The sequence below is a fragment of the Pedobacter cryoconitis genome, assembly GCF_014200595.1.
Classification (GTDB): domain Bacteria; phylum Bacteroidota; class Bacteroidia; order Sphingobacteriales; family Sphingobacteriaceae; genus Pedobacter; species Pedobacter cryoconitis_C.
The window spans coordinates 2,453,544-2,476,678 of record NZ_JACHCG010000001.1 but is presented as its reverse complement, the minus strand read 5'-3'; the positions used below and the strand labels follow the sequence as shown (position 1 = coordinate 2,476,678).

The 23,135-nt window shown below is 37.9% G+C and carries 21 protein-coding genes; 12 read left to right on the top strand and 9 right to left on the bottom strand.

Annotation, left to right across the window (positions count from 1 at the left end; genetic code table 11):
- The first annotated feature begins 1 nt into the window (after position 1).
- The 3 genes from HDE70_RS10485 to HDE70_RS10475 are packed head-to-tail and all read left to right on the top strand — an operon-like array spanning position 2 to position 4,992.
- Entirely contained in the window at positions 2-2,464 is a 2,463-nt protein-coding gene (locus HDE70_RS10485; RefSeq protein ID WP_183890947.1) for a glycoside hydrolase family 2 TIM barrel-domain containing protein, read from the top strand.
- Between the two features lie 46 nt (positions 2,465-2,510).
- On the top strand, positions 2,511-3,755 hold the full coding sequence (locus HDE70_RS10480; protein WP_183889884.1) for an alginate lyase family protein: 1,245 nt from the start codon (positions 2,511-2,513) through the stop codon (positions 3,753-3,755).
- A gap of 49 nt (positions 3,756-3,804) precedes the next feature.
- Positions 3,805-4,992 carry a glycoside hydrolase family 88 protein gene (locus HDE70_RS10475; protein WP_183866915.1) on the top strand — a complete coding sequence of 396 codons (1,188 nt, stop codon included), beginning with the start codon at positions 3,805-3,807 and terminating at the stop codon, positions 4,990-4,992.
- 61 nt (positions 4,993-5,053) lie between these two features.
- Here HDE70_RS10475 and HDE70_RS10470 read toward each other — a convergent pair whose 3' ends face one another.
- On the bottom strand, positions 5,054-7,429 hold the full coding sequence (locus HDE70_RS10470) for an outer membrane beta-barrel family protein (RefSeq protein WP_183889882.1): 2,376 nt from the start codon (positions 7,427-7,429) through the stop codon (positions 5,054-5,056).
- Positions 7,430-7,581: 152 nt separating this feature from the next.
- Positions 7,582-8,184 carry a hypothetical protein gene (locus HDE70_RS10465; protein WP_183889880.1) on the bottom strand — a complete coding sequence of 201 codons (603 nt, stop codon included), beginning with the start codon at positions 8,182-8,184 and terminating at the stop codon, positions 7,582-7,584.
- A gap of 226 nt (positions 8,185-8,410) precedes the next feature.
- Here HDE70_RS10465 and HDE70_RS10460 point away from each other — a divergent pair, with 226 nt between their 5' ends.
- Genes HDE70_RS10460 through HDE70_RS10450 form a run of 3 tightly spaced genes read left to right on the top strand, consistent with a single transcriptional unit; the run spans position 8,411 to position 10,470 of the window.
- Positions 8,411-8,629, top strand: coding sequence for a DUF4287 domain-containing protein (locus HDE70_RS10460; protein ID WP_183889878.1), 219 nt, complete (start codon positions 8,411-8,413; stop codon positions 8,627-8,629).
- Positions 8,630-9,178, top strand: coding sequence for a hypothetical protein (locus tag HDE70_RS10455; protein ID WP_183889876.1), 549 nt, complete (start codon positions 8,630-8,632; stop codon positions 9,176-9,178).
- A gap of 32 nt (positions 9,179-9,210) precedes the next feature.
- Positions 9,211-10,470: a Na+/H+ antiporter gene (locus tag HDE70_RS10450; RefSeq protein WP_183889874.1), complete on the top strand. Its 1,260-nt coding sequence runs from the start codon at positions 9,211-9,213 to the stop codon at positions 10,468-10,470.
- 25 nt (positions 10,471-10,495) lie between these two features.
- Here HDE70_RS10450 and HDE70_RS10445 read toward each other — a convergent pair whose 3' ends face one another.
- Positions 10,496-11,986 (bottom strand): serine hydrolase, encoded by a 1,491-nt coding sequence (locus HDE70_RS10445; protein WP_221302033.1) that lies wholly within the window; start codon positions 11,984-11,986, stop codon positions 10,496-10,498.
- 431 nt (positions 11,987-12,417) lie between these two features.
- On the opposite strand from HDE70_RS10445, the gene HDE70_RS10440 reads away from it, so the two are divergent.
- Positions 12,418-12,585, top strand: coding sequence for a hypothetical protein (locus HDE70_RS10440; protein WP_183889872.1), 168 nt, complete (start codon positions 12,418-12,420; stop codon positions 12,583-12,585).
- Between the two features lie 229 nt (positions 12,586-12,814).
- On the opposite strand, the gene HDE70_RS10435 is transcribed toward HDE70_RS10440, so the two are convergent.
- Positions 12,815-13,168: a winged helix-turn-helix transcriptional regulator gene (locus HDE70_RS10435; protein WP_183889870.1), complete on the bottom strand. Its 354-nt coding sequence runs from the start codon at positions 13,166-13,168 to the stop codon at positions 12,815-12,817.
- A 120-nt stretch (positions 13,169-13,288) separates the two neighbouring features.
- Here HDE70_RS10435 and HDE70_RS10430 point away from each other — a divergent pair, with 120 nt between their 5' ends.
- Complete coding sequence (locus tag HDE70_RS10430; protein WP_183889868.1) at positions 13,289-14,251, top strand: aldo/keto reductase; 963 nt, start codon at positions 13,289-13,291, stop codon at positions 14,249-14,251.
- Here HDE70_RS10430 and HDE70_RS10425 read toward each other — a convergent pair.
- Positions 14,248-14,811, bottom strand: coding sequence for a hypothetical protein (locus HDE70_RS10425; RefSeq protein ID WP_183889866.1), 564 nt, complete (start codon positions 14,809-14,811; stop codon positions 14,248-14,250). The two genes, HDE70_RS10430 and HDE70_RS10425, sit on opposite strands and share 4 nt — an antisense overlap.
- 137 nt (positions 14,812-14,948) lie before the next feature.
- Between HDE70_RS10425 and HDE70_RS10420 the strand changes: the two genes are divergently transcribed.
- Positions 14,949-16,007, top strand: a complete 1,059-nt coding sequence (locus HDE70_RS10420; RefSeq protein ID WP_183889864.1) for a helix-turn-helix domain-containing protein — start codon at positions 14,949-14,951, stop codon at positions 16,005-16,007.
- Between the two features lie 111 nt (positions 16,008-16,118).
- The gene (locus HDE70_RS10415) at positions 16,119-18,515 is read left to right on the top strand and encodes an outer membrane beta-barrel family protein (RefSeq protein ID WP_183889862.1); all 2,397 of its coding nucleotides are present in this window, start codon (positions 16,119-16,121) and stop codon (positions 18,513-18,515) included.
- Between the two features lie 22 nt (positions 18,516-18,537).
- Here HDE70_RS10415 and HDE70_RS10410 read toward each other — a convergent pair whose 3' ends face one another.
- Positions 18,538-19,089, bottom strand: a complete 552-nt coding sequence (locus HDE70_RS10410; protein ID WP_183866927.1) for a hypothetical protein — start codon at positions 19,087-19,089, stop codon at positions 18,538-18,540.
- 127 nt (positions 19,090-19,216) lie between these two features.
- On the opposite strand from HDE70_RS10410, the gene HDE70_RS10405 reads away from it, so the two are divergent.
- Together HDE70_RS10405 and HDE70_RS10400 are read left to right on the top strand one after the other, a co-directional pair.
- Entirely contained in the window at positions 19,217-20,008 is a 792-nt protein-coding gene (locus HDE70_RS10405; RefSeq protein ID WP_183889860.1) for a response regulator transcription factor, read from the top strand.
- 102 nt (positions 20,009-20,110) lie between these two features.
- Complete coding sequence (locus tag HDE70_RS10400) at positions 20,111-20,416, top strand: hypothetical protein (RefSeq protein ID WP_183889858.1); 306 nt, start codon at positions 20,111-20,113, stop codon at positions 20,414-20,416.
- A 13-nt stretch (positions 20,417-20,429) separates the two neighbouring features.
- On the opposite strand, the gene HDE70_RS10395 is transcribed toward HDE70_RS10400, so the two are convergent.
- From HDE70_RS10395 to HDE70_RS10385, 3 genes are all read right to left on the bottom strand, one after another.
- Positions 20,430-20,825, bottom strand: a complete 396-nt coding sequence (locus tag HDE70_RS10395) for an immunity 22 family protein (RefSeq protein WP_183889856.1) — start codon at positions 20,823-20,825, stop codon at positions 20,430-20,432.
- Between the two features lie 86 nt (positions 20,826-20,911).
- Positions 20,912-21,604 carry a response regulator transcription factor gene (locus tag HDE70_RS10390; protein ID WP_183866934.1) on the bottom strand — a complete coding sequence of 231 codons (693 nt, stop codon included), beginning with the start codon at positions 21,602-21,604 and terminating at the stop codon, positions 20,912-20,914.
- The gene (locus HDE70_RS10385) at positions 21,601-23,046 is read right to left on the bottom strand and encodes a sensor histidine kinase (RefSeq protein WP_183866935.1); all 1,446 of its coding nucleotides are present in this window, start codon (positions 23,044-23,046) and stop codon (positions 21,601-21,603) included. Before HDE70_RS10385 ends, HDE70_RS10390 begins: the two co-directional genes overlap by 4 nt.
- Between the last annotated feature and the right edge of the window lie 89 nt (positions 23,047-23,135).

The window sequence follows — 23,135 nt, the reverse complement described above, 5'->3', positions numbered from 1 at the left end:
GATGATCAGATATTTTTGTGTGTTTGTTATTCTTGGATCTCTGCTTGGAATTCGTCCGGCAGAGGCACAGGAATCGAAACGTTTAAATCAGAATTGGGAATTCGTAAAACAAGATTTAGGTGGGATCTGGGAAGCTGTCCGCCCGGTTGGCAAAGGAAATCCGGAAAGTGTACCGCTTTGGCAATCAGTTACCTTACCGCATTGTGTTAATGCGACAGATGCTGTAGACCCTGATGTAAATTATTACCAGGGGCCATCCTGGTACCGCACCACAATAGAGGTGACTAACCCTTATCAAAATGGACGTACACTATTACATTTTGAAGGCGCCGGACAAAAAACAGAAGTTTATGTCTATACCACAAAAGTCGGTTCACATACAGGCGGTTATGATGAATGGACGGTTGACATTACTGATGCAGTTGCAGCTTTCAAAAAAACAGAAATCTACAAGAAACAGTTCAAAAGTAAAATCCCTGTGTCTGTACGTACCGATAATTCAAGAGATCTGGAGATGATTCCTTCAGATCTTTCTGACTTTAACATCTACGGAGGTATTTACCGCTATTTAAACCTGGTTTATACGCCAGCACTTTCTGCTGATAAACTATTTGCTAAAGCTGAAGTTGATGCGGCCGGAAAATCTGGTCAACTTGCAGTCAGCAGCAGGTTTTATAACCCTACAGGAATCAGCGAAGCAACTGTCCTTCTGAAATTAGTTGATCCATCGGGTAAAGTGGTCGCCAAAACAGAAAAAAAATTAAGCACCTTATCAAATGATACTAAACTCTGGGAACTTCAAGTAAAGAAACCCGTATTGTGGTCAACTGATCAGCCCTTATTGTATACTGTGCAATATGAAATCCATTCCTCAGTTGGTGTCGCTAAAGGCGTAGAAAAAGTTGGCTTCAGAAATTTTGAATTTGTAGAAAAAGGGCCTTTCATGCTGAATGGAAAACGTTTACTGCTCAGAGGTACGCACCGGCATGAAGATCATGCGGGCGTAGCAGCTGCAATGACAGAAAATATGATCCGTGAAGAAATGATCATGATGAAAGATATGGGGGTTAATTTCATCCGTCTGGCACATTATCAGCAATCCCGCATCGTTTTGAACCTGTGTGATAGCCTTGGAATTATGGTATGGGAAGAAATTCCATGGTGCCGTGGTGGATTGGGCGGAGACGTTTACAAAGAACAGGCGCGCCGGATGTTAACCAATATGATCGAACAGCATTATAACCATGCCTCAGTTATTCTCTGGGGAATGGGGAATGAAAATGACTGGCCGGGTGATTTTCCAGAGTTCGACAAGGAAAAAATCAGGGTTTTCATGAAAGAACTAAACGACCTGTCTCATCAACTTGATAACTCCCGTTTAACCGCCATCAGGCGATGTGATTTTTGCAGCGACATTGTAGATGTTTATTCACCCTCTATCTGGGCAGGCTGGTACCGTGGTAACTATACTGATTACAAGTCTGTTTCTGAAGAAGAATTTAAAAAAGTAAAACGCTTTATCCATGTAGAATGGGGAGGAGATAGCCATGCCATGCGTCATTCCGAAAATCCTGATAAAGCATTGAGTAAAATAAAAACTGGTTCAGGTGCTGACGAGCGGGCAGGAGATGCTTCCTTATTTGGTGGCGCTGCGCGGATTTCCAAAGATGGAGACTGGAGCGAATCTTACCTGGTTAACCTGGTAGACTGGCATTTGAAAGAACAGGAAACCATGCCCTGGTTAAGCGGTACGGCTTACTGGCCATTTAAAGATTTCTCTACACCCGTAAGACCAGACAACCCGGTGCCTTATATGAACCAGAAAGGTGTGGTCGAAAGAGATCTGACTAAAAAAGAAGCTTTTTACGTTTTCCAATCGTACTGGACAAGCCAGCCAATGGTACATATTTACGGACATACCTGGCCGGTAAGATGGGGAGAGCAAGGGGAAGAAAAAATGGTAAAAGTCTATGCTAATTGTACAGAAGCTGAGTTGTTTTTGAATGGCAAAAGCTTCGGTGTAAAGAAAAGAAACAGTCAGGACTTTCCTGCTGCGGGATTGCGCTGGAACCTCCCATTTGTTAAAGGTGAAAATACAGTTACTGTGATCGGTAAAAAAGGAAAGATCACAGTGAAAGATGAGATTAAGTTCAACTATCAAACCGAAAAATGGACTAAGCCATCAAAACTAACCTTGACTAAAATTGATCAGCAAGATGATATAGCGACCGTAGAAGTGAAACTCTATGACGATAAAAATGTACAATGCCTGGATGCTGTCAACTGGATTAACTTTTCTTTAGCGGGAGAAGGTAAACTTATAGACGATTTAGGAACATCCTCAGGTTCAAGAAAAGTACAGGCCTATAATGGACGGGCAATTATCAAAGTGAAATTAAACAAAGGAAAAAGTGTAGTGGCTGTTCAGTCTGATGGTCTGCCAGCCGCTTTTACCAATCTTTAAGAAGAAGAAACAAATGAAATTAAACCTATTGATTTAACTGAGTGCTATGAAAGTCATATTTTCTGTTTTATCGGCCGCTGTTATTTATATAAGCCCCGCTGTATTTACTACTGGTCATGCCAATACTCCTGAGCTGGATACATTAACTGTTCGGGGGATACCTGATGTACAAAATGTATCACCTCAAAAAGATGGAATAACAAAGGCCGCTACGACTTTGCTGCGGAAACAAATTCTGGCAGAAGCCGCATGGGCAATGACCCAGAAGCCAGTTACCATAACCGATGCCTCCTCTCCCAGAAGTGCAGGAGGTAAACATGATTTCTTCTCCGAAGCTGATTATTTCTGGCCGGATCCTCAAAATCCTGACGGGCCTTATATCAACCGGGATGGACTAACTAATCCTGATAATTTTGTAGAACACCGCAAAGCGATGATCCGTTTAAGTAAAGTGATCGGAGCATTGGCGTCTGCCTATAAATTAACCGGAGACGAGAAATATGTTACACAGGCCATCATCCACCTGAAAGCATGGTTTGTAAATCCCGAAACCTTAATGAACCCTAACCTTAATTTTGCACAGGCAGTCAAAGGGAAATTTACCGGGCGTAACTATGGTATCATTGATACGATCCATTTAATGGAAGTTGCACAAGGGATGATCGTGATGGAGAAAGCCAGTGTATTTGATGCACAAACCGCTACAGCGATCAAAGGATGGTTCTCTGCCTATACCAATTGGTTAAATACCAGTAAACCTGGAATTCAGGAGAAAATGGTGAAAAATAATCATGCCACCTGCTGGGCAATTCAGGTCGCTTCATTTGCTAAATTATGTAATGATCAGCCCATGCTGGATTCAATGCGTGTGCGCTATAAAACTGTACTTTTACCTAATCAAATGGGCGCCGATGGTAGTTTTCCGCTGGAAATGGCACGTACTAAACCTTATGGATATGCGATCTTTAACCTGGATGCAATGACGATCCTCTGCCAGATTTTATCTACACCAGAAAACAATCTCTGGGAATTTAAAACTGCCGACGGTAAATCTATTAAACTTGGACTCTCTTACTTATATCCTTTTATTGCTGATAAAAGTAAATGGAGCCTGAAGCCAGATGTGATGTACTGGGAAAACTGGCCGGTGGCACAACCTTTCCTTTTGTTCGGAGCAAACGCCTATCAGGAAAATGCATGGTACGCAACCTGGAAAAAGCTGGATCATAACCCGCAGGTGGTAGAAGTGATCAGGAACCTGCCTATCCGGCACCCGCTGATCTGGCTGTAAAGCCGGTCAATATTTAAGAAATAAGTACAAATCAATAATAAATAAATAGATGAAATTGAAAATAAACTTAACACTCGTTACCTTACTGTGTCTTTCTGCTGGAAGCACTGTAAAAGCACAAAATGTGAATGTAGCCAGGGCATTGGTCCCTGCTGAAAAGCAAGTGGAAATACTGCTTAAAAATTCGGTGAAAGTTATGGCCGCAGAACCGAAATATATAGCACCACGTACACTGGAAAATAACCAATTGAAATTGGTAATTGGAAAAGACTGGACAAGCGGTTTCTTTTCAGGAATGCTTTGGTATATGTATGAGCTGACCAAAGACCCTAAATGGCTGGAACCAGCTAAAGAATTCACACAAAAACTGGCGCCACAACAGTTCAACACCGGAACACATGATTTAGGTTTTATGGTGTATTGCAGTTATGGTAACGGCTATCGTTTAACTGGTGATACGAGCTATAAATCAGTTATTATACAAGCTGCAAAAAGTCTTTCCAAAAGATTTAACCCGGTGGCAGGCGTGATCCGTTCCTGGGACCATAATGCTGATAAATGGCAGTTTCCTGTAATTATAGACAATATGATGAACCTGGAATTACTTTTTGAAGCCACTAAACTGACCGGAGATTCTTCATTTTATAAAATTGCAGTTAGTCATGCAAATACGACGCTTAAAAACCATTTCAGAGAAGATTACAGTTCTTTTCATGTAGTCGATTACGATCCTGCAACTGGTGCAGTGAAATGGAAAGGAACCGCTCAGGGCTATAGCGATCCATCTGCATGGGCAAGAGGACAAGCATGGGCTTTATATGGTTATACCTTATGTTACCGTGAAACAAAAGATATTGCTTATTTAAAACAAGCAGAAGGTATTGCTAAGTTTATTCTGACTAATCCGGCAATGCCCGCAGACAAAGTACCATATTGGGACTATAACGATCCTCAAATTCCAAATTCCCCGAAAGATGCATCAGCAGCGGCAATTACTGCTTCAGGTTTGTATGAATTGAGTGGGTATAGTAAAGAAGGTAAAAGCTATAGAAAAACGGCAGATCAGATTCTGAACAGCCTGATTAAAAATTATACAAGCAGTGCCGGAACAAATGATGGATTTATTTTAGCGCATAGTACTGGTCATAAACCTGCGAAATCTGAAATAGATGTACCTATTATTTATGCGGATTACTATTATTTAGAGGCTTTGAAAAGAAGCAAAGGAGGAAAGTAATCTTCCTGACAAAAAAGCCTTCATTTTGAAATTCCCCCGGTTTTTCGGGGGAATTTCTATTTTAGTTTGTTCTTCTTCTTTCCTCTTCATTCCCAAGACTGTGCTGCTTTACATTAACTTTGTCATTTCCAAAGCTATAAGCTAAAGAAAATCTGAAAAACCTGCTGCTGTTATTCTGGCTATAAACCTGTTTGATACTATTCACTACAGAGGTGTAATCTTTCAAATAAGCTGTATTAAATACATCATTCACTAATACAGATAATTGAAGCTTATTTTTAAGGATACTTTGCTTGATTCCAAGGTTTAATCCGGATAATTGTCCGGTTTCATACAAACCTCTTTTTACCGGAGAACTGTAAAAATAGTCTGCCTGTATTTTGGTTACAGCACTTAAGGAAAATGTATTATTCGTTGTGAAATACAACTGTAAACTGTTTTTCGGAGTTGCACTGACCAGCCCATTAAAAACACTTTTTGAACCCAGAACATAAGCCGAGTTTTGACTTTGCCACCACGGTATAACGTTAACCGTATAACTTTCGCCAATTCCATAATAGTATTCTTTGAAATAATTTTGTCTGCTGATAATCTGTATATTCGTCACGGGATCTGAATTAAATACTACCCCAAATCCATCAGTCGTGCTATTAAAGAATAAGTTTGTTCTCAGGTTTCCTTTATATACATAAGTGAAATCAAAGTTATCATTATAAGATGGTTGTAAAAATGGATTTCCTTCCGAATAACCCTTGCTATTTAAATAAGCACGGAATGGATTTAAATCTCTGAAAACCGGCCTGTTAACTCTTCTCCCATAGTTGAATAAAAAACTATTGTTTTCATCTTTTTTATAGGAAAGATAAAAGGTCGGAAATAACTTTAAATAGTTCTTTACTGTAGTTTGACCTTGAGTACCAGAATACCCCTTAGTCTGGATATTTTCCATTCTTAAACCGATTTGAAAGCTAAACTGACTACCCAGGTTTTTAATCCCATTTACATATAATGACTGGTTATTCTCCTGGTATTCAAATTCATTGGATTGGTTTTTATCTAAAACAGCATTTCCACTAATGGTATTGTAATAGGCGAGATCAGCCTTGCTATTGATAAAGCTCATTTTAGCACCGTAAGAAAGGTTCACAAACCTCAATGGATATTCCATATCTACTTTTATACTGGTATTACGAATGTTTTGTTCAGAAAGGCTACTTGCAGACTGATTGGTATTCAGAAAACCCATATCCGGTAAAAATGTATTGGTCACGAAATTATTGTCAATTTTTGAATTGTAATTGAAATAATCAAGATCAACTGATAACTTTCTGCCGGCCGTATCCAGTTTCGTAATAACATGCGTATTATACGTATGACCTGAATTGCTCAGCTTATATAATCCATCGTTAATCAAAAGAGAATCAATCTGATCTTTAGTATTCCTGATCTTGATAGTTGTCCCGCTTTTTGAATCCGGATTCTCCTGGTTACCGCTATATTGTATACCCAGAGTAGTGCGATCAGAGATATCATAATCAAATGCCATACCGCCAGAAAAATTATCCTGTTTCTGTTTTCCCACCCGGCTTAATTCCCAAAGACCATTTGGATAATAAGTGTTTAAATTTTCCGTTTCTTTCAGATTTCCTATTTTACCACCAATATTCAAAGCTAACCTAACCTTTTTTTTATTATACAGGAAATTATCGCGTAAGGTGTAAAAACTATAAGTACTCTGATCGTAGATCGCACTGGTTGTATTCTTCCAGGAATTCCGGGCACCGTTCTTTAATATTATATTTATCAGTCCGCCGTTTCCGCCAGCTTCATATTTTGCAGGTGGATTAGTAATCACTTCGACACTGGCAATATCGGTAGCAGCGATTGAATTTAAATAATTGATCAGCTCATCACCATTTAATTCAATTAATCTGCCATTAACCATAACGCGGGTAGCCCCTTTACCCAATATACTAATAGAATTATTCAAAACCGTTACACCTGGGGCTGCTCCAATCGCACTTACTGCATTACCTCCCAAGGCCGAAATACTATTTTCTACGTTAAAGATGATACGGTCTGTTTTATACTCGACCAGTTTTTTCTTAGCTACAATTTTAACTTCCTGAAGATCGTCCTTTTGCTGTAAAACGATGTTTCCTAAGTCGGTGTATTTTTCTATCTGTATACTTTTCTCCCATGCTGTAAATCCCAGGTAGCTGATCTTTAATTGATAAGATCCATTCTTTAGCTCCAGTTCAAAAGAACCGTCTTCTTTGGTTAGTGCACCTGTAATTACTTTACCCTGTGTATCTGTTAAAATCACATTCGCCCATACAATTGGTTCATTGTTTCCTTTTACATTTCCTTTGAGCTGTACTTGTGATTGAGCCCATAATGGCAATAGTAAGAGTGCGTATAAGATGATTGTTTTCATATGTTTCTAATTATGAATACAAATCTGCGTTTGAAAATCCGCATGCCCGACCGACAAAAAAAAGTCGGACTATTTTCTGCTCAGAAAAATAGTCCGACTTTTTTTATTGAAGTACGACTTTTATTAAACGGCTTGTAATGCGTTGTTTTGTTCTATTCGTCGTCCAGTAAAGAAACGCAATCTTTCCCAAGCAGTACTTTACGTTCAGCAAGGCTGGCTAGAGAAGTCGTGTCTTTGATACTTTTATAAAGTGAAGTCAGGATACCTAACGTTCTTTCGTCGGTTTCGCAAGCCTCTGCTTTTTCAAAATAGTGAATCGTTTTCAGTACCTGGACTTTGTAGGCTTTAAAAGTAGTCTCATTCAGTGCTGCGTCTTTAAGCTTTGCAGATTCACTTACCTTACGGCCCAGCGTATCGCATTTTTTTAAGTTGATAAACCCGAGTGAAGTATAAGTCACATAATAACCCGGAACAAGTTTAGTTACCGTTTCATAAAGAGGCTCTGCTTTTTCTGGTTTGCCCATGGATTCATAGATTCTGGCCAGATGGAAACTAACATTGGCAACCTGTTTATCATTCAATTCTGAAGAACGGTTCAATAATGAGGTAGCTTTCTCAACGGTTATTGCATTTTGATCTTCATTCATTCTGGACTGCGTATAATCAAAGTATAATTCTTTGATATCCTGCTTTTGCGCAAATGCAGTGCTGATCCCAAATAGAAGGAAGAGGTTAAGTAGTACTGTTTTTTTCATGGGTATAGGTTCTTTAATATGACTGTCTTTGTTTTTTTAATAAAAACGATCTAATATGCGATTATTTTAATTTATTATTACATTAATTGTTAGTAATAATTAAAAAAGTGCTGCTAATATAGTCTCTGATTAATTTAAGGTAAACTCAGGAAATCCTTTTTTTGCATGCTCATAAATCTTATATTGTAGCAACAAACCCACTATTTGCCATTCAAAAATTAATCTTATGTCATTTCAAGCATATCTCGATACTATCAAGAAGAAAACAGGTAAAGGCCCTGAAGAATTGAAACAACTTGCAGATCAAAAAGGGTTTTCTGAAAACGGACTACTTAAACCAGACGTCAAAGCCGGTCAGATTGTGAGCTGGTTAAAAGAAGAATTTGAATTGGGACACGGACATTCAATGGCTGTTTATGCATTGCTTAAAGGATTGAAGGAGTAAATGAAGTTACTTTATGAAGTTAAAAATGCTGATGAGCTCACTGTTTCAGAAATAGCAATCATCCTCAGATCCTGGGAGCAGCAGGAGTGGGATAGCCTGACCGTGGAAGAATTTAAAAAGAAATTTTCCCTTTCTGAATTTCATCTTTTGAAAGATGATGACTCCAGTATATGCTGTTTAACACACCTGAATTTTGATTTTAAAGTTGAGCTGAAGCACACAGTATATGATATTTGTGAACTGGTAGGTTTGGTGTCTACAGTGAAACGTAAAGGCTATGCAAAACAACTGCTTCAGGAAGTTGTCAGTAATTTGCAAAACCGGAAGATTGAATGTATTGGTTTTTGTGGAAGGGAGCTAAGACCTTTTTATGAAAAATGTAATATATCCATCTTGTACGATCAGGCCGGATATCTTCAGGAAAAGATTTCCAACGGACAAATTGAGGCTAACCCCGATGATGATATTTTAATCATTTTTTTATCTGATGATAAGTATCAGTTATTGGCAGGTTTGGACGATAATTGTATAGGTTATTTATTATTTTAGGGTTTTACATCTTTCTATAAACCATTGTAAAATTGGAAAACTACAGTATCGTCATTTTTATTATGGCATTGATGATCGGTTTATCTGCAATTGCAGATAAGATCAGGTTGCCTTATCCTGTATTATTAATTATTGCTGGTATAGCTGTGGGTTTTATCCCTGGTTTGCCAGATATTGAAATCAGTCCTAATATCGTTTTTCTGATTTTTCTGCCTCCGCTATTGTATGATGCTGCATTTAACATCTCGTTTAAGGAGTTTAAAACAAATATTAATACCATATCGGCTCTGGCCATTTCTCTCGTCTTTATCACTGCATCCGGAATTGCTGTGATTGCGCATTATTTAATACCTGGAATGAACTGGCCACTATCTTTTGTTTTGGGCGCAATTCTTTCCGCAACAGATGCTGTAGCCGCAATGAGCATTACCAAAGGTCTGGGTTTATCTCATAAAACCAATACTATTTTAGAAGGGGAGAGCCTGGTGAACGATGCCTCTGCTTTAGTGGCCTACAGATTTGCAGTTGCCGCAGTTACCGGTTCTGCTTTTGTATTCTGGAGAGCATCACTGGAATTTGCAATCCTGATGGCAGGAGGGTTTGTTATTGGGATGATTATGGGTAGAATATTGTCTTTTATACTCCAGCAAGTGAAAGACAATACGATAGTTTCGATCAGCTTTATGTTGCTCATGCCGTTTTTGACTTATCGGACAGCAGAAGAATTACACGTTTCAGGCGTTATAGCGGTTGTTGTATTAGGGCTGGGGATTTCAAGATTTAGTACTAAAGTGTTTCCTGAAAAGTTAAAGACTCAATCCAGATCGATATGGGATATTATCATTTTCCTGCTGAATGGACTGATCTTTATTTTGATAGGCCTGGAGTTGCCTTATATCATGAAAAACATAAACCGCGAGCTGATCCCTTCTTATGTTGGTTATGCATTTATCATTACTATCGGCGCTTTATTATTCCGTATGGCAAGGGTGTTTTTACAACAAATTAACCTGCAAAAAGCATTTCAAAAACAAAAACGTGGGGTTAGTGAACAGGCATTACTGGATTTTAATACCAGTTTAATTATCAGCTGGTCAGGTATGCGGGGAATAGTATCGCTTGCTATTGCAATTGGTTTGCCTATGACCTTAACTGATGGAAGCCCTTTTCCCCAGCGGAATGCCATTATCTTTATTTCAGTAGCCGTAGTATTGTTCACGCTGATCGGACAGGGATTAAGCTTACCCTGGATTGTTAAAAAGTTAAACAAGCAAAGCCTTAAAATAACTTAAGAATTTGCTTTTTTAAACGATAGATTTAACTTCCTGAAAGCGCTTTGATACGATTTAAAGCATTTGTGTTTTTAGGATTCAGTGCCAGCGATTTTTTATAACTCACCAGCGCTCCTTTATAATCACCCATAATTTCCAAAACTTCTCCCAGGCTATCATGTGTATTTGCACTTTGGGGATAAAGAACCGAATTCAATTTAAGGATTGCTAAAGCCTTAGCCGTTTCTTTCTGGCTTAACAATTTATATCCCCAGCCATTAAGTTCATCTTCACCCGGAGAAAATGCCGGATCTTTCTTTTTGAGTTCGGCCACTACAGTCACTGACTTATCGAAACCTTGTTTAAGTAACGCAGCCCTTAGTTTTCGGATAACCGGAGATAAGCCAAAGCCGTTTGTTTCATGCATTTCAGGGATATAATATGCGCCTATTTCATCAATAAACCTTTCCGGATTAGCCCCTAATAAATTAGTCAGGACTACTATCGAAAGATCATCTTTTAAATAGACGAACAAAGCAGATCTGCCACCCCCAACCGGGCCAACCGCAGGATGATCAGCTCTGGTCACCGTTGGCCATCCAAGTGCATAACCATTTGTCAGCTGGTCAAACCCGCCAATTTTTCCATTATTTAATACTGCTGGTGTCCACAACGCAGCTATACTTTTTTCATCTTTTAATAGTTTGCCATCTTGCAGAGCGATAAGCCATTGTGCCATGTCCTTTGAAGTCGATAAAATTCCTGCGGCTGTTCTGAAAAACAGGGGGAACTGTATATAAGCAGTACCAGGACTGTTACCTCTTACCATCCGGCCATTAACAAATTTCTTCATCGTATAAGCACCTGCTGAGTTTTGAATCACATCATAGGAATCGCCAAATCGCGTTAATTGCATTCCGGCAGGCTTAAATTGTCTTTCTTCTATAAATTTCGTGAAATGGACGCCGCTCAGTTTCGTAATGATTTTTCCAAGAATAACATAGCCAGTCTGATTATAACTAAACTTCTCACCGGCATTAAATTCCAGAGGTAATGTTTTTACTTTTTCCCATGCACGGTATTCATTTGCATTTTCCAGTACCTGTTCATTGTCATCGAGAATATCTGGTAAGCCCGAAGTATTGGTTAATACCTGCTGCAAAGTTATTTTCTGCCAGTAAGCAGGCAAACTATCTATATACAGTGAAATAGGATCGGTAATTTTCAGCTTTCCTTCTTCAGCCAATTGCATCACTGCAACTCCTGTAAAGGCTTTGGTAATGGAGTTGATGGAGAAAATACTTTGATCCGTTGCAGGAATAGAATTTTCCAGATTTGCAGTTCCATAAGTTTTTTGTTTGATCAGTTGTCCGTGACGAACTACTGCCAGCTGTAAAGCAGGAATGTGTTGTTGCTGCATTTTTTGTGCGACAAATACATCAATACTATCTGGTTGATCAGAATTTTGTGCCTTAGATAAAGCAGGGATCAGCATTCCGGAAATTAAAAACGTTACTGTAAGCTGTTTAAAGCCCATTTTGTAAGAGAGATTAATTATTTTGATTATATCCGCCTCAAAAAATAAAGGATATAGCATAAGACCAGCATTAACGATTTATGTTACATCCAATTTTCAGGAAAAAAAAATCCCTGCAAACATAAAATCTGCAAGGATAATCAAGTATTGCTATAAGTTTAATAGCCAGTAATGTTATATAACTATGAACAATATAAAACTCCCAAAGTAATAAATACCCATACTCCAATGTAGAAAAAACCTAAAAGGGCTGTTATTGTGTTATCTTTCATATCTTTTGTATTAGACAACAAACATAAAAATTTTTTATAAATTATTAGCCTAATAATATGCATTAATATGTATTTATATGGTTTCTAAGCTACCCTGTAATATATTTATTTAATTATCTTCCGCATCATTAGTAGCCGACATTTGAAAATTCAACGAGAATGAATAAATCCCTGAAAATAAGCCGCAAAGAATATATATCCAGTCTGGAAACTAAAGAAATCGATCCAATCAGCAGATTTTTTGCAAGTACAGCAGGAAAATTAATAACCTCACTGTTTATTGCTTTAAGTGATCGGTATGAATTACGATCAATCAATGTGAAGTAAAAAAGTACCAGTCTGAAATTGGTATATACTACAGGGCTTTTTGAATTTCAAAATATAGAGTTGTGTATTTGTTTACCGCAAGATATAATTGGGATGAAAACCCTAAGTCGCATGAAGACTGGCATCGGCACGCGCAAAATCTTTTAAAAATATAGTAGGTTTTAATGACTTAACCGCTTTAGGTGCGGTTAAAGAATAATCTAAGGCTTAAGAAAAGATTGTGGTCACATCATTCCTGTGATCTGATCACTTTTTCTAATGCTGTGCGATGATCTTCGCCCCAATGGGCAGCATGGCTAATTGCAGGTATTAATGTTTCTCCTAAAGGAGTTAATTCATATTCTACTTTTAAAGGCAGCTCATTGTAAGTGACTTTGGAAATGATACCATGATCAGTTAACTGTTTCAGCTGTGTATCCAAAACCCTTCTGGATGCTTTGGGCAATTTACGCTGCAACTCACCGGGGCGTTTAATACCGGAGTAAATACACCAGATCAAATTGATCTTCCATTTCCCATTGATCACTTCCATGAATAAATGTAATCCGCAATCCAGTGAAACAGGTATCTTTTTTATGTACATGGCAAATTGATTTAATGATCAAATATAGGTCATACCAATATAATATTAGCTATAGCTAAATTTAGCCGTACTTGTATGCTATGGTTCATATCCTCAATTTTATAAGATAAAATCAAGATCATGAAGTATAAATTATTCGGAAAAAATACAGGGTTGTTTGCCAGTGAAATCATATTAGGTGCCTCTATGTTTGGCGTACGAAAGGGGTACGGAGCAAGCCCAGAAGATGCCAGGAAGATATTGGCTGCTTATGCAGATGCAGGAGGGAATTTTATAGATACAGCAGACACTTATCAGCTTGGAGAATCAGAAGAACTGGTTGGGGGATTTATTGAACATCAACGAAGTAATTTCATCATTTCCACTAAATATACGCGCAGCAGTGAAGCCAGGCCAGCTATCAGTAATTCAGGAAATCACCGCAAAGCAATGAGACAAGGTGTAGAAGCAAGTTTGAAACGGCTGAAAACTGATTATATTGATATTTATATGCCGCATTTCGATGATGGTATAACTCCTTTTGATGAAATTATAAGAGGGCTTGAAGACCTGGTCAGTGCCGGGAAAATCCTGTATACAGGTTTGGCAAACTTTCCCTCCTGGAAAACTGCTGCGATTGCAAGTCAGGCACATTTAGCTGCCATTCAGCTGGAATATAACTTATTGCAGCGTACTGCTGACCGTGAACTTATGCCTATGGCTGCACAATTTGGTTTAGGTACGATGATGTATTCTCCATTGGCAGGTGGACTGTTAACAGGAAAGTATCGCAAAGGGGAGACCGGACGCATGAATCTTAATCAAGCTTCGGACTATCACGAAAATGAAACCACAACAAAAATAATCGATCAGCTCTTTATTATTGCAAAAGAACTTCATGTTGAACCTGGTCAGGTAGCTTTAGCCTGGGGTTTATCAAAAGATGGTTTCCCGATAGTCGGAGCGCGTACAATTGATCATATCAACGCTGGTTTACAAGCTGCATCTATTCAATTAAGTCCGGATCATATTATTCAGCTCGATCAGCTGAGTGCTGTTACTTTAGGTTATCCGCATGATTTACTGGCAACTGTTCAAAATTAGTTATCGGAGTTCTTATTCATGCGGGGAATCCTTTCCAGCTGATTTTTCACTTTAGTATATAAATTATTAAACGAGGACTCATTATTCATGACCTTTAGCGCATATTCAAATGGATAAACGGATAAAACAACTTCATCCTGATCATATTTCAGTACCATAGTTCTCAAAGGAAATTCAGGCTCTTTGTCCAGGTACAGATTAAAATCCATGTTCCTGATCATAAAATCATTAAAAGCAAATGCTAAAAACAGGATGATTTCATTGTCCTGAAGCTGAAATGCCTTACCATAGTTTAGGAACCCCATACCATCATCTATAGCCTGGTCCAAATTTAATGGATGGTTTATAGGTGATGTTATGTTTTTTTCCAGCTTATTATCTATAAAATAACTTTCAATCATTTTTAAGCTGTCACCATAAATCTTCTGATCCTTATCATAATCCTGTGCTACGTATCTTTGATCAAAAGCTTCAGTGCTATACACACCTTTAAATTCACTTTCTTCCTGATTACTATCTTTTATCTTTTTAGAAGAGAATATGTTTTTTAAAAAACTCATACAATACAGCTTTAACTAAATTATCAGTTAAAAATATAAAATTGAATCATAATATTCCCTATTTTTCGTGAAATTATGCCTTGTAATTTAAATTGAAAAATTAATACCCAATCCACGTAAAGAATAAATAATTTAATATGAACGTTAGTAAAGAACTCTTATTCTTTTTCAGTGCTTTAGGTACTTTCAATGCCCTGATTCTGGGGATCTATTTTTTCTTCTTTACCAGGAAAAAGTATCTGACCAATTATTTTTTAGGTGCATTGTTAATTGTTCTGAGTGTGCGGGTCGGAAAATCTGTTCTGCTGCATTTTATTGAGAGCCTGCCTAAAATTTATCTGCAAATAGGACTTTCTGCCTGTTTCTTCATTGGGCCCTTTCTTTATTACTTTTTAAAATCTGCTATAGAGGAAGTCAGTACGATCAAAAGAAATTGGATTTGGAGTCTTGGTCTGTTGTTGATACTCATTACAACAGTTGGAATAAGATTTCCATATCAGGATTATCCGTCGGTCTGGGGTTATTTCGTATGGATTATTTATACGCAATGGCTTATTTACCTGATTTCCGCCGGATTGTTACTGAAAGGAATGATTGCAAAATTATTTCTTAAAGGATCGTCAATGCATACGCCTGAAACATGGCTGTTAATGATTTTTATCAGTAATGTGATCATTTTTATTTTTTATTTCCTTGCTATCATCAATGCACCCTTTGCCTCTTATATCTCTGGTGCTGTTGTTTTCTCTTTCATCCTGTACCTGGTCATTTCTGTTATTTTATATAGAAAGAAAACGGATGATTTATTCCTGTTGACGCCCAATAAATCTCCCGTTAAAAAGGTGAATGAAGCAGATGCAGAAATTCTGATCAGGAAACTCGAAAAAGTAATGACTGAAAACGAAGCTTATAAAAATCCGGATTTAAAACTAAGCGACTTATCCAAAGGAATTAATGTTTCCAGTCATCAGTTATCACAGCTGTTAAATGATAATTTAGGAAAGAATTTTACCACATTCGTCAATGAATTCAGGATCAGAGAAGCTTGTAAAATTATTAGCACCGATGATCGGCTTACCCTTGAATCCGTTGGTTATGAAGTAGGGTTTAACTCTAAATCTACTTTCTTTGCTGCTTTCAAAAAACAAACCAACACTACTCCCTTAAATTATCAGCAAAACATGCTGAAACGATAGTGTTCTTGGTATGGATTTATAAATCCGTACTCCTGATTCCTGTTTACAATACCTCCGGATACGATTTCTTTTGGACTTTCGCCTTGAAACCAAATTCAATCGCTAAAATCCATGAAGCTCTTTTTTCTTTTAGCAGTCAATTTTACTGCACTTATTTTTCTTCCTGCAAGGCTTAAAGCCCAGCATATCTCTACCATTTCCGGCCACGTTAAAAATATAAATCAAGAACCACTAATGGGGAATATATCCGTGTTGACTGCCACCGATTCTACTTTGATTAAAGGAACCAGTTTTTACAATGGTGACTTTGAAATTTCAGGTATGCAGCACAAAGAATTCCTGCTGAAATTGTCCTCACTATTATTTGCCGACACTATTATACACGTCAGGTATCAAGGGCAGGCATTCATTAACCTGGGCAGTATTATCATCAAAGAAACCAAAACGCAGCTGAATGAGATCCGTATCAGGAGCCATACGCCTTTAATCAGGTCAAATCCTAATGGAAATGTGGAAGTCAATGTGGCCAATACTATTTTAGCAGGTAGTAGTTCTGTCAATGAAATTTTATCGAGGGCTCCGAATGTGATTGTGAATGAAGGGAGAATTTCGGTATTTGGTAAAGGAGATGCTATTATTTATCTGAATGGCAGGCAAATTACCAATGAAAGAATGGCATCCATCCCGATCTCGCAGATCTCCAGGATTGAGATTATTTCTAATCCTTCTTCGAAATATGATGCAGAGGGAAAAACTGTGATTAATATTGTGATGAAATCTAATACCATGGAAGGGCTTTTTGGCTCTGCAAGCCAGCAGGTTAGTGCCTCAAAATTTGCAGGTGCTGACTTCAATACCCTGCTGGATTTAAGTTACACTGATGGCAAATTCTCTATGACAGGGAATTATGGCCTTTTGACTGGGAAAAACAGGGAAATCTTATATACGATCAGAACCAGGCCAGCTCAGGATGATTACTTAAAATCTGAATTAACCACAGACTGGAAACGTAAGTATAATAACTTCTCGAATTTTGGTTTTGGCATCCAATACAATAAAGATCCACGACAGTATATCTCGCTGGGTTATAGTGGCAATCTGGAAGATTTAGGTGGAACTCAGCAGAGTAAAAATAAGATCATTTCAAATCAGGGCACGAGTTTTTACAGTAGCAATCTTGCAAAAGATGAGGTAAGGCTTAACCATTCGCTGACTTTAAATTATAATAAAATACTCGATACACTGGGATCAGCCTTTTTTGTAGGAAGTCAATATTCACGCTTTAACACGACTGTTCATGATCTGATTTCGGAGACCAATACTGTGAATGACAACAATATTTACAGATTTCTTAAGAATGATGTGCAGCATCAAATCACTATTTCAAGTACGCAGGCAGATTATACGAAAGCATTCAATGCGAACCGCAAACTAGAGGCGGGTACTAAATTCAGTTATGCCTATACCTCATCAGGTACAAAATTTCTGATCGCTGAAAATGGGGGAGACTTTAAACCAGACAAGGATTTATCCAGTGATTTCAATTATACAGAGCTTATACCTGCTGCCTACCTTAACTATAGTGATGTTATTAATAACCAGACGAAATATGGATTTGGCATCAGGGGAGAATGGACAAGCTATAGCTTAAAAACTACTGTAGGTGGCGGACAAGTGATTGATGATCATTATTTTAATGTTTTTCCTAACCTGTTCATCCAGAGAAATATTTCGGAAGAATTCAAACTTCGTGCTGCCTATACCTCAAAAATAACAAGGCCACGCTATCAGGCGCTCAATCCTTTTGTGATTTATCAGGATCCTTTTACCACTATTGAAGGTAATCCTAACCTGATTCCTGAAAAAGTACACGCTTTTGAACTGGGCGCTAATTATAAGGTTTTTGATCTGAAAGCAGGTTACAATTATACTTTAAATCCATTGAGTGCAGCAGCTTTAAGAGGTGAAAAACCAAATAGCTATGTCTTAAAAGGAATCAACCTGGAACGGGATCATACCTTTTTTACCTCTTTGTCTTCATCTTTTAATACTAAATGGTGGACAACTGTAAATACGGTTAACTTGAGTTACAGCAAATCGATTGACCATCAGTTTTCTTTTGTAACCGTAACACCAAGACCTCAGGTGTATTTATATTCAAATAATACTTTTAATATACATGATCTGTTTAAAGTTCAGGTGCTTGCCTGGTATCTTGGTGACCGGTATTATGGCCTTTATTATAACAAAAGCAGGTCTACGGTAACTTTGGGGCTGGAAAAGAACTTTTTCCATAATTCACTAAAAGCAAGACTTATTGCGAATGATATTTTTCACAAATCGAATACTGCGGGAAACTATGGTGTGGGGCAAACTTATATCTATTTTGACAGAACTCTCAATACCAATTATTTCAGGCTCATTGCAAGTTATACTTTTGGGAGGCTGAAGAACACTGTTTATCAGAATAAACAAACTGGCCAAACTGAAAATAGCCGGGCAAATTAGCGTCAAATCATAGAGAATAGGCTTATTTCAGCTGTTTTCTAATCTGTTTTACTTTTGCATAAAATCCAATACTCTCTTTATCAACCAGGAAATCCATTGTCTGAATAAGTTCTTCTTTAATCCAGTTATGTTTGGTATGAAGATTAGCAAGGATATTCAGACAGTGTGATTTGATGGCCACAGGTACTTTTTCATCAATCAGCCAACTAAAAACTGTATTCACCAGAGATTCTGTATCATAATTTGTCAAGATTTCTTTTAAAGCAGGTGATGCATTCCTTTTAGTCATTAAAGCCAGGATCTTACTGTAATGTCTGCGCGCAGAGAGGTTATTTTGAGCAGGGAATTTGAGCAGGAAATAGGTGGTATACGGTAAAAATCTTTCCTGATATAAGGAAAATACATTTTCTAAAACCCAGGCAGCTCTGAAAGCGATTTGTTCTTCCTGATGAAAAGTTAAATCGATAAGTTCCTGTACCGAAAAGGCTTGTTCTGCTGCAATCGAAGCCAGTTTTTCTACTTTGGTTTTTTGCAGTGTTGTTTTTAATGTATCGAGCAGAGAATAAGAAAGCATGAGTTAAAAATAGTGTATTTTATTTATACTGATCTGTAACTATTGTTGTTTTTTTATTGCTATGTGACAGATAGTCTGTATATTGTGGTGTGTATTCCTCGCTAGTTTACACAGAATTAACGCTCTCATGAAAACGAACAACAAGCCAACCTGGCTTGGCTATTTGAATGCGCTCAAAAATAAGGGAGTCGAAGCTGAACAGTTAAAATTAACAGGCTTTGATGATTTCTTCCTCGCTAATGACTTCGCTCAATCGTTTTTTATGCATAGTATTCCCTTTGTCTATTTACTGGATTATCAAAGTGGCTTATACATTAATATGTCTGAAAACTTTGCGGGCTATAGTGCTGAATGTTTCCTGAAAGAAGGGATTAACCATACACTGGAAATTTATCAGCAGGATCATTTAAGACTATTTGATGAAGAGATTTTTCCTGACCGTTTGCAGATTTTAGAGGAAATAGCACCCGAAGATCATAAAAATCATATATTCTCTTATCAATCTGTGATCAAAAACCGCTACGGTCAACACGAGCACTTTTTACAACGTAACTGTTTTATTTCAGATGAAGACCGAAATCCAGTTTATAGTATGGGAATCATGATCAAAATTAATGATCTGGGGGATTATAGTCCTGTTTTGCAAACCGTTGAGCGAATTGACACAAACAGAGAGAAGGAAAATGAAATCATTTGTAAGAAAGTTTACTACTTAAATAAAGAAGATCAGATTTTTTCTAAACGTGAAAAAGAAGTTTTATCGTGGATGGCCGAAGGTTTAAGCAGTAAGATGATTGCGGATAAGTTATTTGTCAGTGAACATACGGTGATCAATCACCGCAGAAGTATGCAGCAAAAAAGCAATATGCCAAATGCGATTGCGCTCGTTGGTTTTGCAATTAAAAGCGGGATTATTTGAGCAATGATGAATCAATTTTGTATGTAGAATAGCAAGAAATTGCTATTGTATCGGAGGCTTGAAAAAATGAGCTTTAATTCATCATCTCTTATCCCTATGCTTATGAAAAAAATCAAACCTTACCAAACTATGGTCTGTGTCCTGATTGCTTGTTTATACGCGTGCTCGTCAGAACCCGCTGATAGCAGCCAGATAGATTCGGCGTTTACAGATAGTGCTGTGCTGGATACTTCAGTTACGCAAGCAGCTACCGCTGCTGCCGCTGTTTCTACGGCGACTGTTTATGATCAGACAGAACGGGAGGCAATTACGAATTCTTATCGCTCTTATTTTAGTGTAAACCCAAAAGGGACAACTGTTTGGGCAGCAGCATCCCTTTTTTGGTTTCAGCTAATTACAAAGAATTAAACTGGGATAAAACCTAAGAAGGATTGGTAAAACTGCCCAGATAAACCAGGTTATTATAGCTATTCAATGGCTTTTCTATAGTCAACTGGTCATCTGCGTAACTAATAATCGCATTGACTAACGGAACTCCTTTTTTAACCCCCGCCTGGTAGATTGCAACTTCTAACTGGTCATCCCAGATTGGCAATTCTTCAATAGCGCTCTGTATACTGATCCTTTTTCTGCTATGGTAAACGGTAATCCAGTTTTCATCATAGGCTTTCTCCAGGTTCAGGTCTTTACCAAACTGACTGCGCTGATTAGGGTCTGAATTATCTTTGATGAATTTAGACTGATCAAAATATTTATCAAACTGTTCTTCTGTTTTATCTGTGGTTCCTGCCCATATGTGAATCTTTTGCTGTGCCATCTTTTTTTATTAGCTCCGGTTTTTAATGGAGCCTTGCAAGGTAAGGGTTTTGGAAGGGAAATGGTAATTTAGCCCTTATAATTAAGTTAACAGATCAATTTATAACCAATACTTCTTAAATTCATGATTTGAATACCGGGCTCATCTTTCAGCAATTTCCTTAAATGGGTCATAAATACATCCATACTTCTGGTATTGTAATAATTGTCGTCTCCCCAGATTTTGATCAGTGCCTCCTGACGTTCCAATACATCATTTTTGCGCAGGATCATCATCTCCAGTAAGGCGCATTCTTTAAAGGATAGGGAATGCTCACCAGATGAGGTACTAAGCTTCTGCAAAACGGTATCCAGCTGGCAATTTGCAAAGGAATAAATTTTATTATTTTCAACCGTTTCACCGATTATATCTTTCCCGAAACGCTGTAGTAAGGCTTCCATTCTGACCAGAAGCTCCTCCATGCTGAACGGTTTTTTGAGGTAGTCATTACCACCCGATTTAAAGCCTTTGACCACATCTGCCGGAAGTAATTTTGCACTCAAAAAGATAATAGGCAGATCTGGCTGACTGGCCCTGAGTTCCTTTGCCAGTGTATAGCCGTCTTTTGAAGGCAGCATGATATCCAAAATGCAGATATCAGGTTTTAAAGAAAGATAAGCATCCATCACCAGGTTGCCATCCCCAACAACCTGAACTGTGTAACCACTGCTTTTTAGCCCGTCGCTAACAATGTGAGATAAAAAAGGCTCATCCTCTACATACAATACTTTTAAACTCATGATGCTATAGGTAAGGTGATTATAAAATTAGTTCCATTGCCGGGTTCGCTTTTAACTTTGATAGTCCCACCATGTTTTTCCACGATTTGTTTAACATAATGAAGCCCTAAACCAGACCCTTTGATATCATGTGTATCACCTTTTACAGGAATCCTGAAGAACCTTTCAAAAATCTTCTGATGATAGATTTTATGAATGCCAGGCCCGTTATCTTTGAAGCTCAACGTTACCTTTTCAGCATCATATTTACAATTGATTTCTAAAAACAGTTTCTTCCCGGAATATTTAAAAGCGTTATCAATCAGGTTATAGAATATATTAGTCAGATGTACCGGGTCGCCATATACAAAACAAGGTTCCTCTAAAAGATGGAACTGAATATTTGCATCGCTGTTTTGTAACTGCATAGAGGAAACCACTTGCTGAAGACCCGATTGCACATCATATAATTCCAGGCTTAGTGGTTGATCTGCTTCAGTGCCATTGCTGATATTTAAAGCTTTTTCAACCATCAGGTCTAACCTCCGCATTTCATGCTGGCTAATGTCAAGATAGTTTTGCAGGGTTTCGGGATTATTGATCAGATTGTATTTTTTGATAGATTCCATAGCGACCAGTACAGTTGCAATAGGTGTTTTGAGCTCATGGGTCATGTTACTGGTAAAATCTGCTTTTGCTGCCGCATATAACTGCTGACTGCGTAATAGTTTGAGTATAAAATAGAAAGCGGTGCAGGTAAGCAGGATCATGAGAATGGAGGAGGCTAGATAATACCGCATCCGGTACCACACTACGGAATTAATGCTATCCAGGTTCAGTTGACATCTGTAGATATCCTGAATATTATAAAGATAACTCCTGCTGGTAAATGCTGGTTTAAAGTTCTTTGGGACGTCACTCTTAACTGCTTTTGCCGCGTTATAAGAATAAATGTTATAGTAAGCTTTGGAGTTGATCCCAATTTTCTTTAAACTGGCATTCAGGCTTTTTTTCATTTTTACCAGGGACAGGCTATCAGTTAACCTCAGTTCCTCCGGATTCTTTCCTGTACTGGTTACCACAGGTTTTCTACGTTTATCTTTAAAATTTTCCTTTAAGTTTAAACCCATGATTACTGCTGTACTGTCGGTGTCAACAATGATACTGGTGGAAGTATGCATACCCGGGATTTTCATATTATCAAATGCCAGTCGCAATTGTTCCCATTGCGGGGAAAGAAAGAGTTGTTTAGCCAGTAGCAGATTACCTGGATCTTTAAATATAGTCAGACTGTAATATAAATTGGTTTGAGCCGTTCTGCTCACCAAACTTTCTATTTCATCTTTAAGTTGTTTCTGCTGCGCATCAAAAAGTTGCTGTAACCATACCACCTGAAGTCCGGTGCTCACCAGTAGTGAGAGTACGATCAGTATATAAGTATATTTTGCTTTGAGCCATTTCATAAGGTGAAGTTCCTCATAATTTATCTGCTATAATCCCATTAAGATACGATTTAACTCTATTTAACTCAACTTAACTTCCGTTTAGGAAG

Excerpts from the sequence above, each read along its gene's own strand:
- HDE70_RS10475 (WP_183866915.1), top strand. The coding sequence starts at position 3,805 with ATGAAATTGAAAATAAACTTAACACTCGTTACCTTACTGTGTCTTTCT.
- HDE70_RS10410 (WP_183866927.1), bottom strand. The coding sequence starts at position 19,089 with ATGCTTTCTTATTCTCTGCTCGATACATTAAAAACAACACTGCAAAAA.
- HDE70_RS10395 (WP_183889856.1), bottom strand. The coding sequence starts at position 20,825 with ATGGCACAGCAAAAGATTCACATATGGGCAGGAACCACAGATAAAACA.
- HDE70_RS10390 (WP_183866934.1), bottom strand. The coding sequence starts at position 21,604 with ATGAGTTTAAAAGTATTGTATGTAGAGGATGAGCCTTTTTTATCTCAC.
- HDE70_RS10420 (WP_183889864.1), top strand. The coding sequence starts at position 14,949 with ATGAACGTTAGTAAAGAACTCTTATTCTTTTTCAGTGCTTTAGGTACT.
- HDE70_RS10400 (WP_183889858.1), top strand. The coding sequence starts at position 20,111 with ATGAAAAAAATCAAACCTTACCAAACTATGGTCTGTGTCCTGATTGCT.
- HDE70_RS10460 (WP_183889878.1), top strand. The coding sequence starts at position 8,411 with ATGTCATTTCAAGCATATCTCGATACTATCAAGAAGAAAACAGGTAAA.
- HDE70_RS10485 (WP_183890947.1), top strand. The coding sequence starts at position 2 with ATGATCAGATATTTTTGTGTGTTTGTTATTCTTGGATCTCTGCTTGGA.
- HDE70_RS10415 (WP_183889862.1), top strand. The coding sequence starts at position 16,119 with ATGAAGCTCTTTTTTCTTTTAGCAGTCAATTTTACTGCACTTATTTTT.
- HDE70_RS10435 (WP_183889870.1), bottom strand. The coding sequence starts at position 13,168 with ATGTACATAAAAAAGATACCTGTTTCACTGGATTGCGGATTACATTTA.
- HDE70_RS10445 (WP_221302033.1), bottom strand. The coding sequence starts at position 11,986 with ATGGGCTTTAAACAGCTTACAGTAACGTTTTTAATTTCCGGAATGCTG.
- HDE70_RS10425 (WP_183889866.1), bottom strand. The coding sequence starts at position 14,811 with ATGAGTTTTTTAAAAAACATATTCTCTTCTAAAAAGATAAAAGATAGT.
- HDE70_RS10385 (WP_183866935.1), bottom strand. The coding sequence starts at position 23,046 with ATGAAATGGCTCAAAGCAAAATATACTTATATACTGATCGTACTCTCA.
- HDE70_RS10430 (WP_183889868.1), top strand. The coding sequence starts at position 13,289 with ATGAAGTATAAATTATTCGGAAAAAATACAGGGTTGTTTGCCAGTGAA.
- HDE70_RS10465 (WP_183889880.1), bottom strand. The coding sequence starts at position 8,184 with ATGAAAAAAACAGTACTACTTAACCTCTTCCTTCTATTTGGGATCAGC.
- HDE70_RS10440 (WP_183889872.1), top strand. The coding sequence starts at position 12,418 with ATGAATAAATCCCTGAAAATAAGCCGCAAAGAATATATATCCAGTCTG.
- HDE70_RS10455 (WP_183889876.1), top strand. The coding sequence starts at position 8,630 with ATGAAGTTACTTTATGAAGTTAAAAATGCTGATGAGCTCACTGTTTCA.
- HDE70_RS10480 (WP_183889884.1), top strand. The coding sequence starts at position 2,511 with ATGAAAGTCATATTTTCTGTTTTATCGGCCGCTGTTATTTATATAAGC.
- HDE70_RS10405 (WP_183889860.1), top strand. The coding sequence starts at position 19,217 with ATGAAAACGAACAACAAGCCAACCTGGCTTGGCTATTTGAATGCGCTC.
- HDE70_RS10470 (WP_183889882.1), bottom strand. The coding sequence starts at position 7,429 with ATGAAAACAATCATCTTATACGCACTCTTACTATTGCCATTATGGGCT.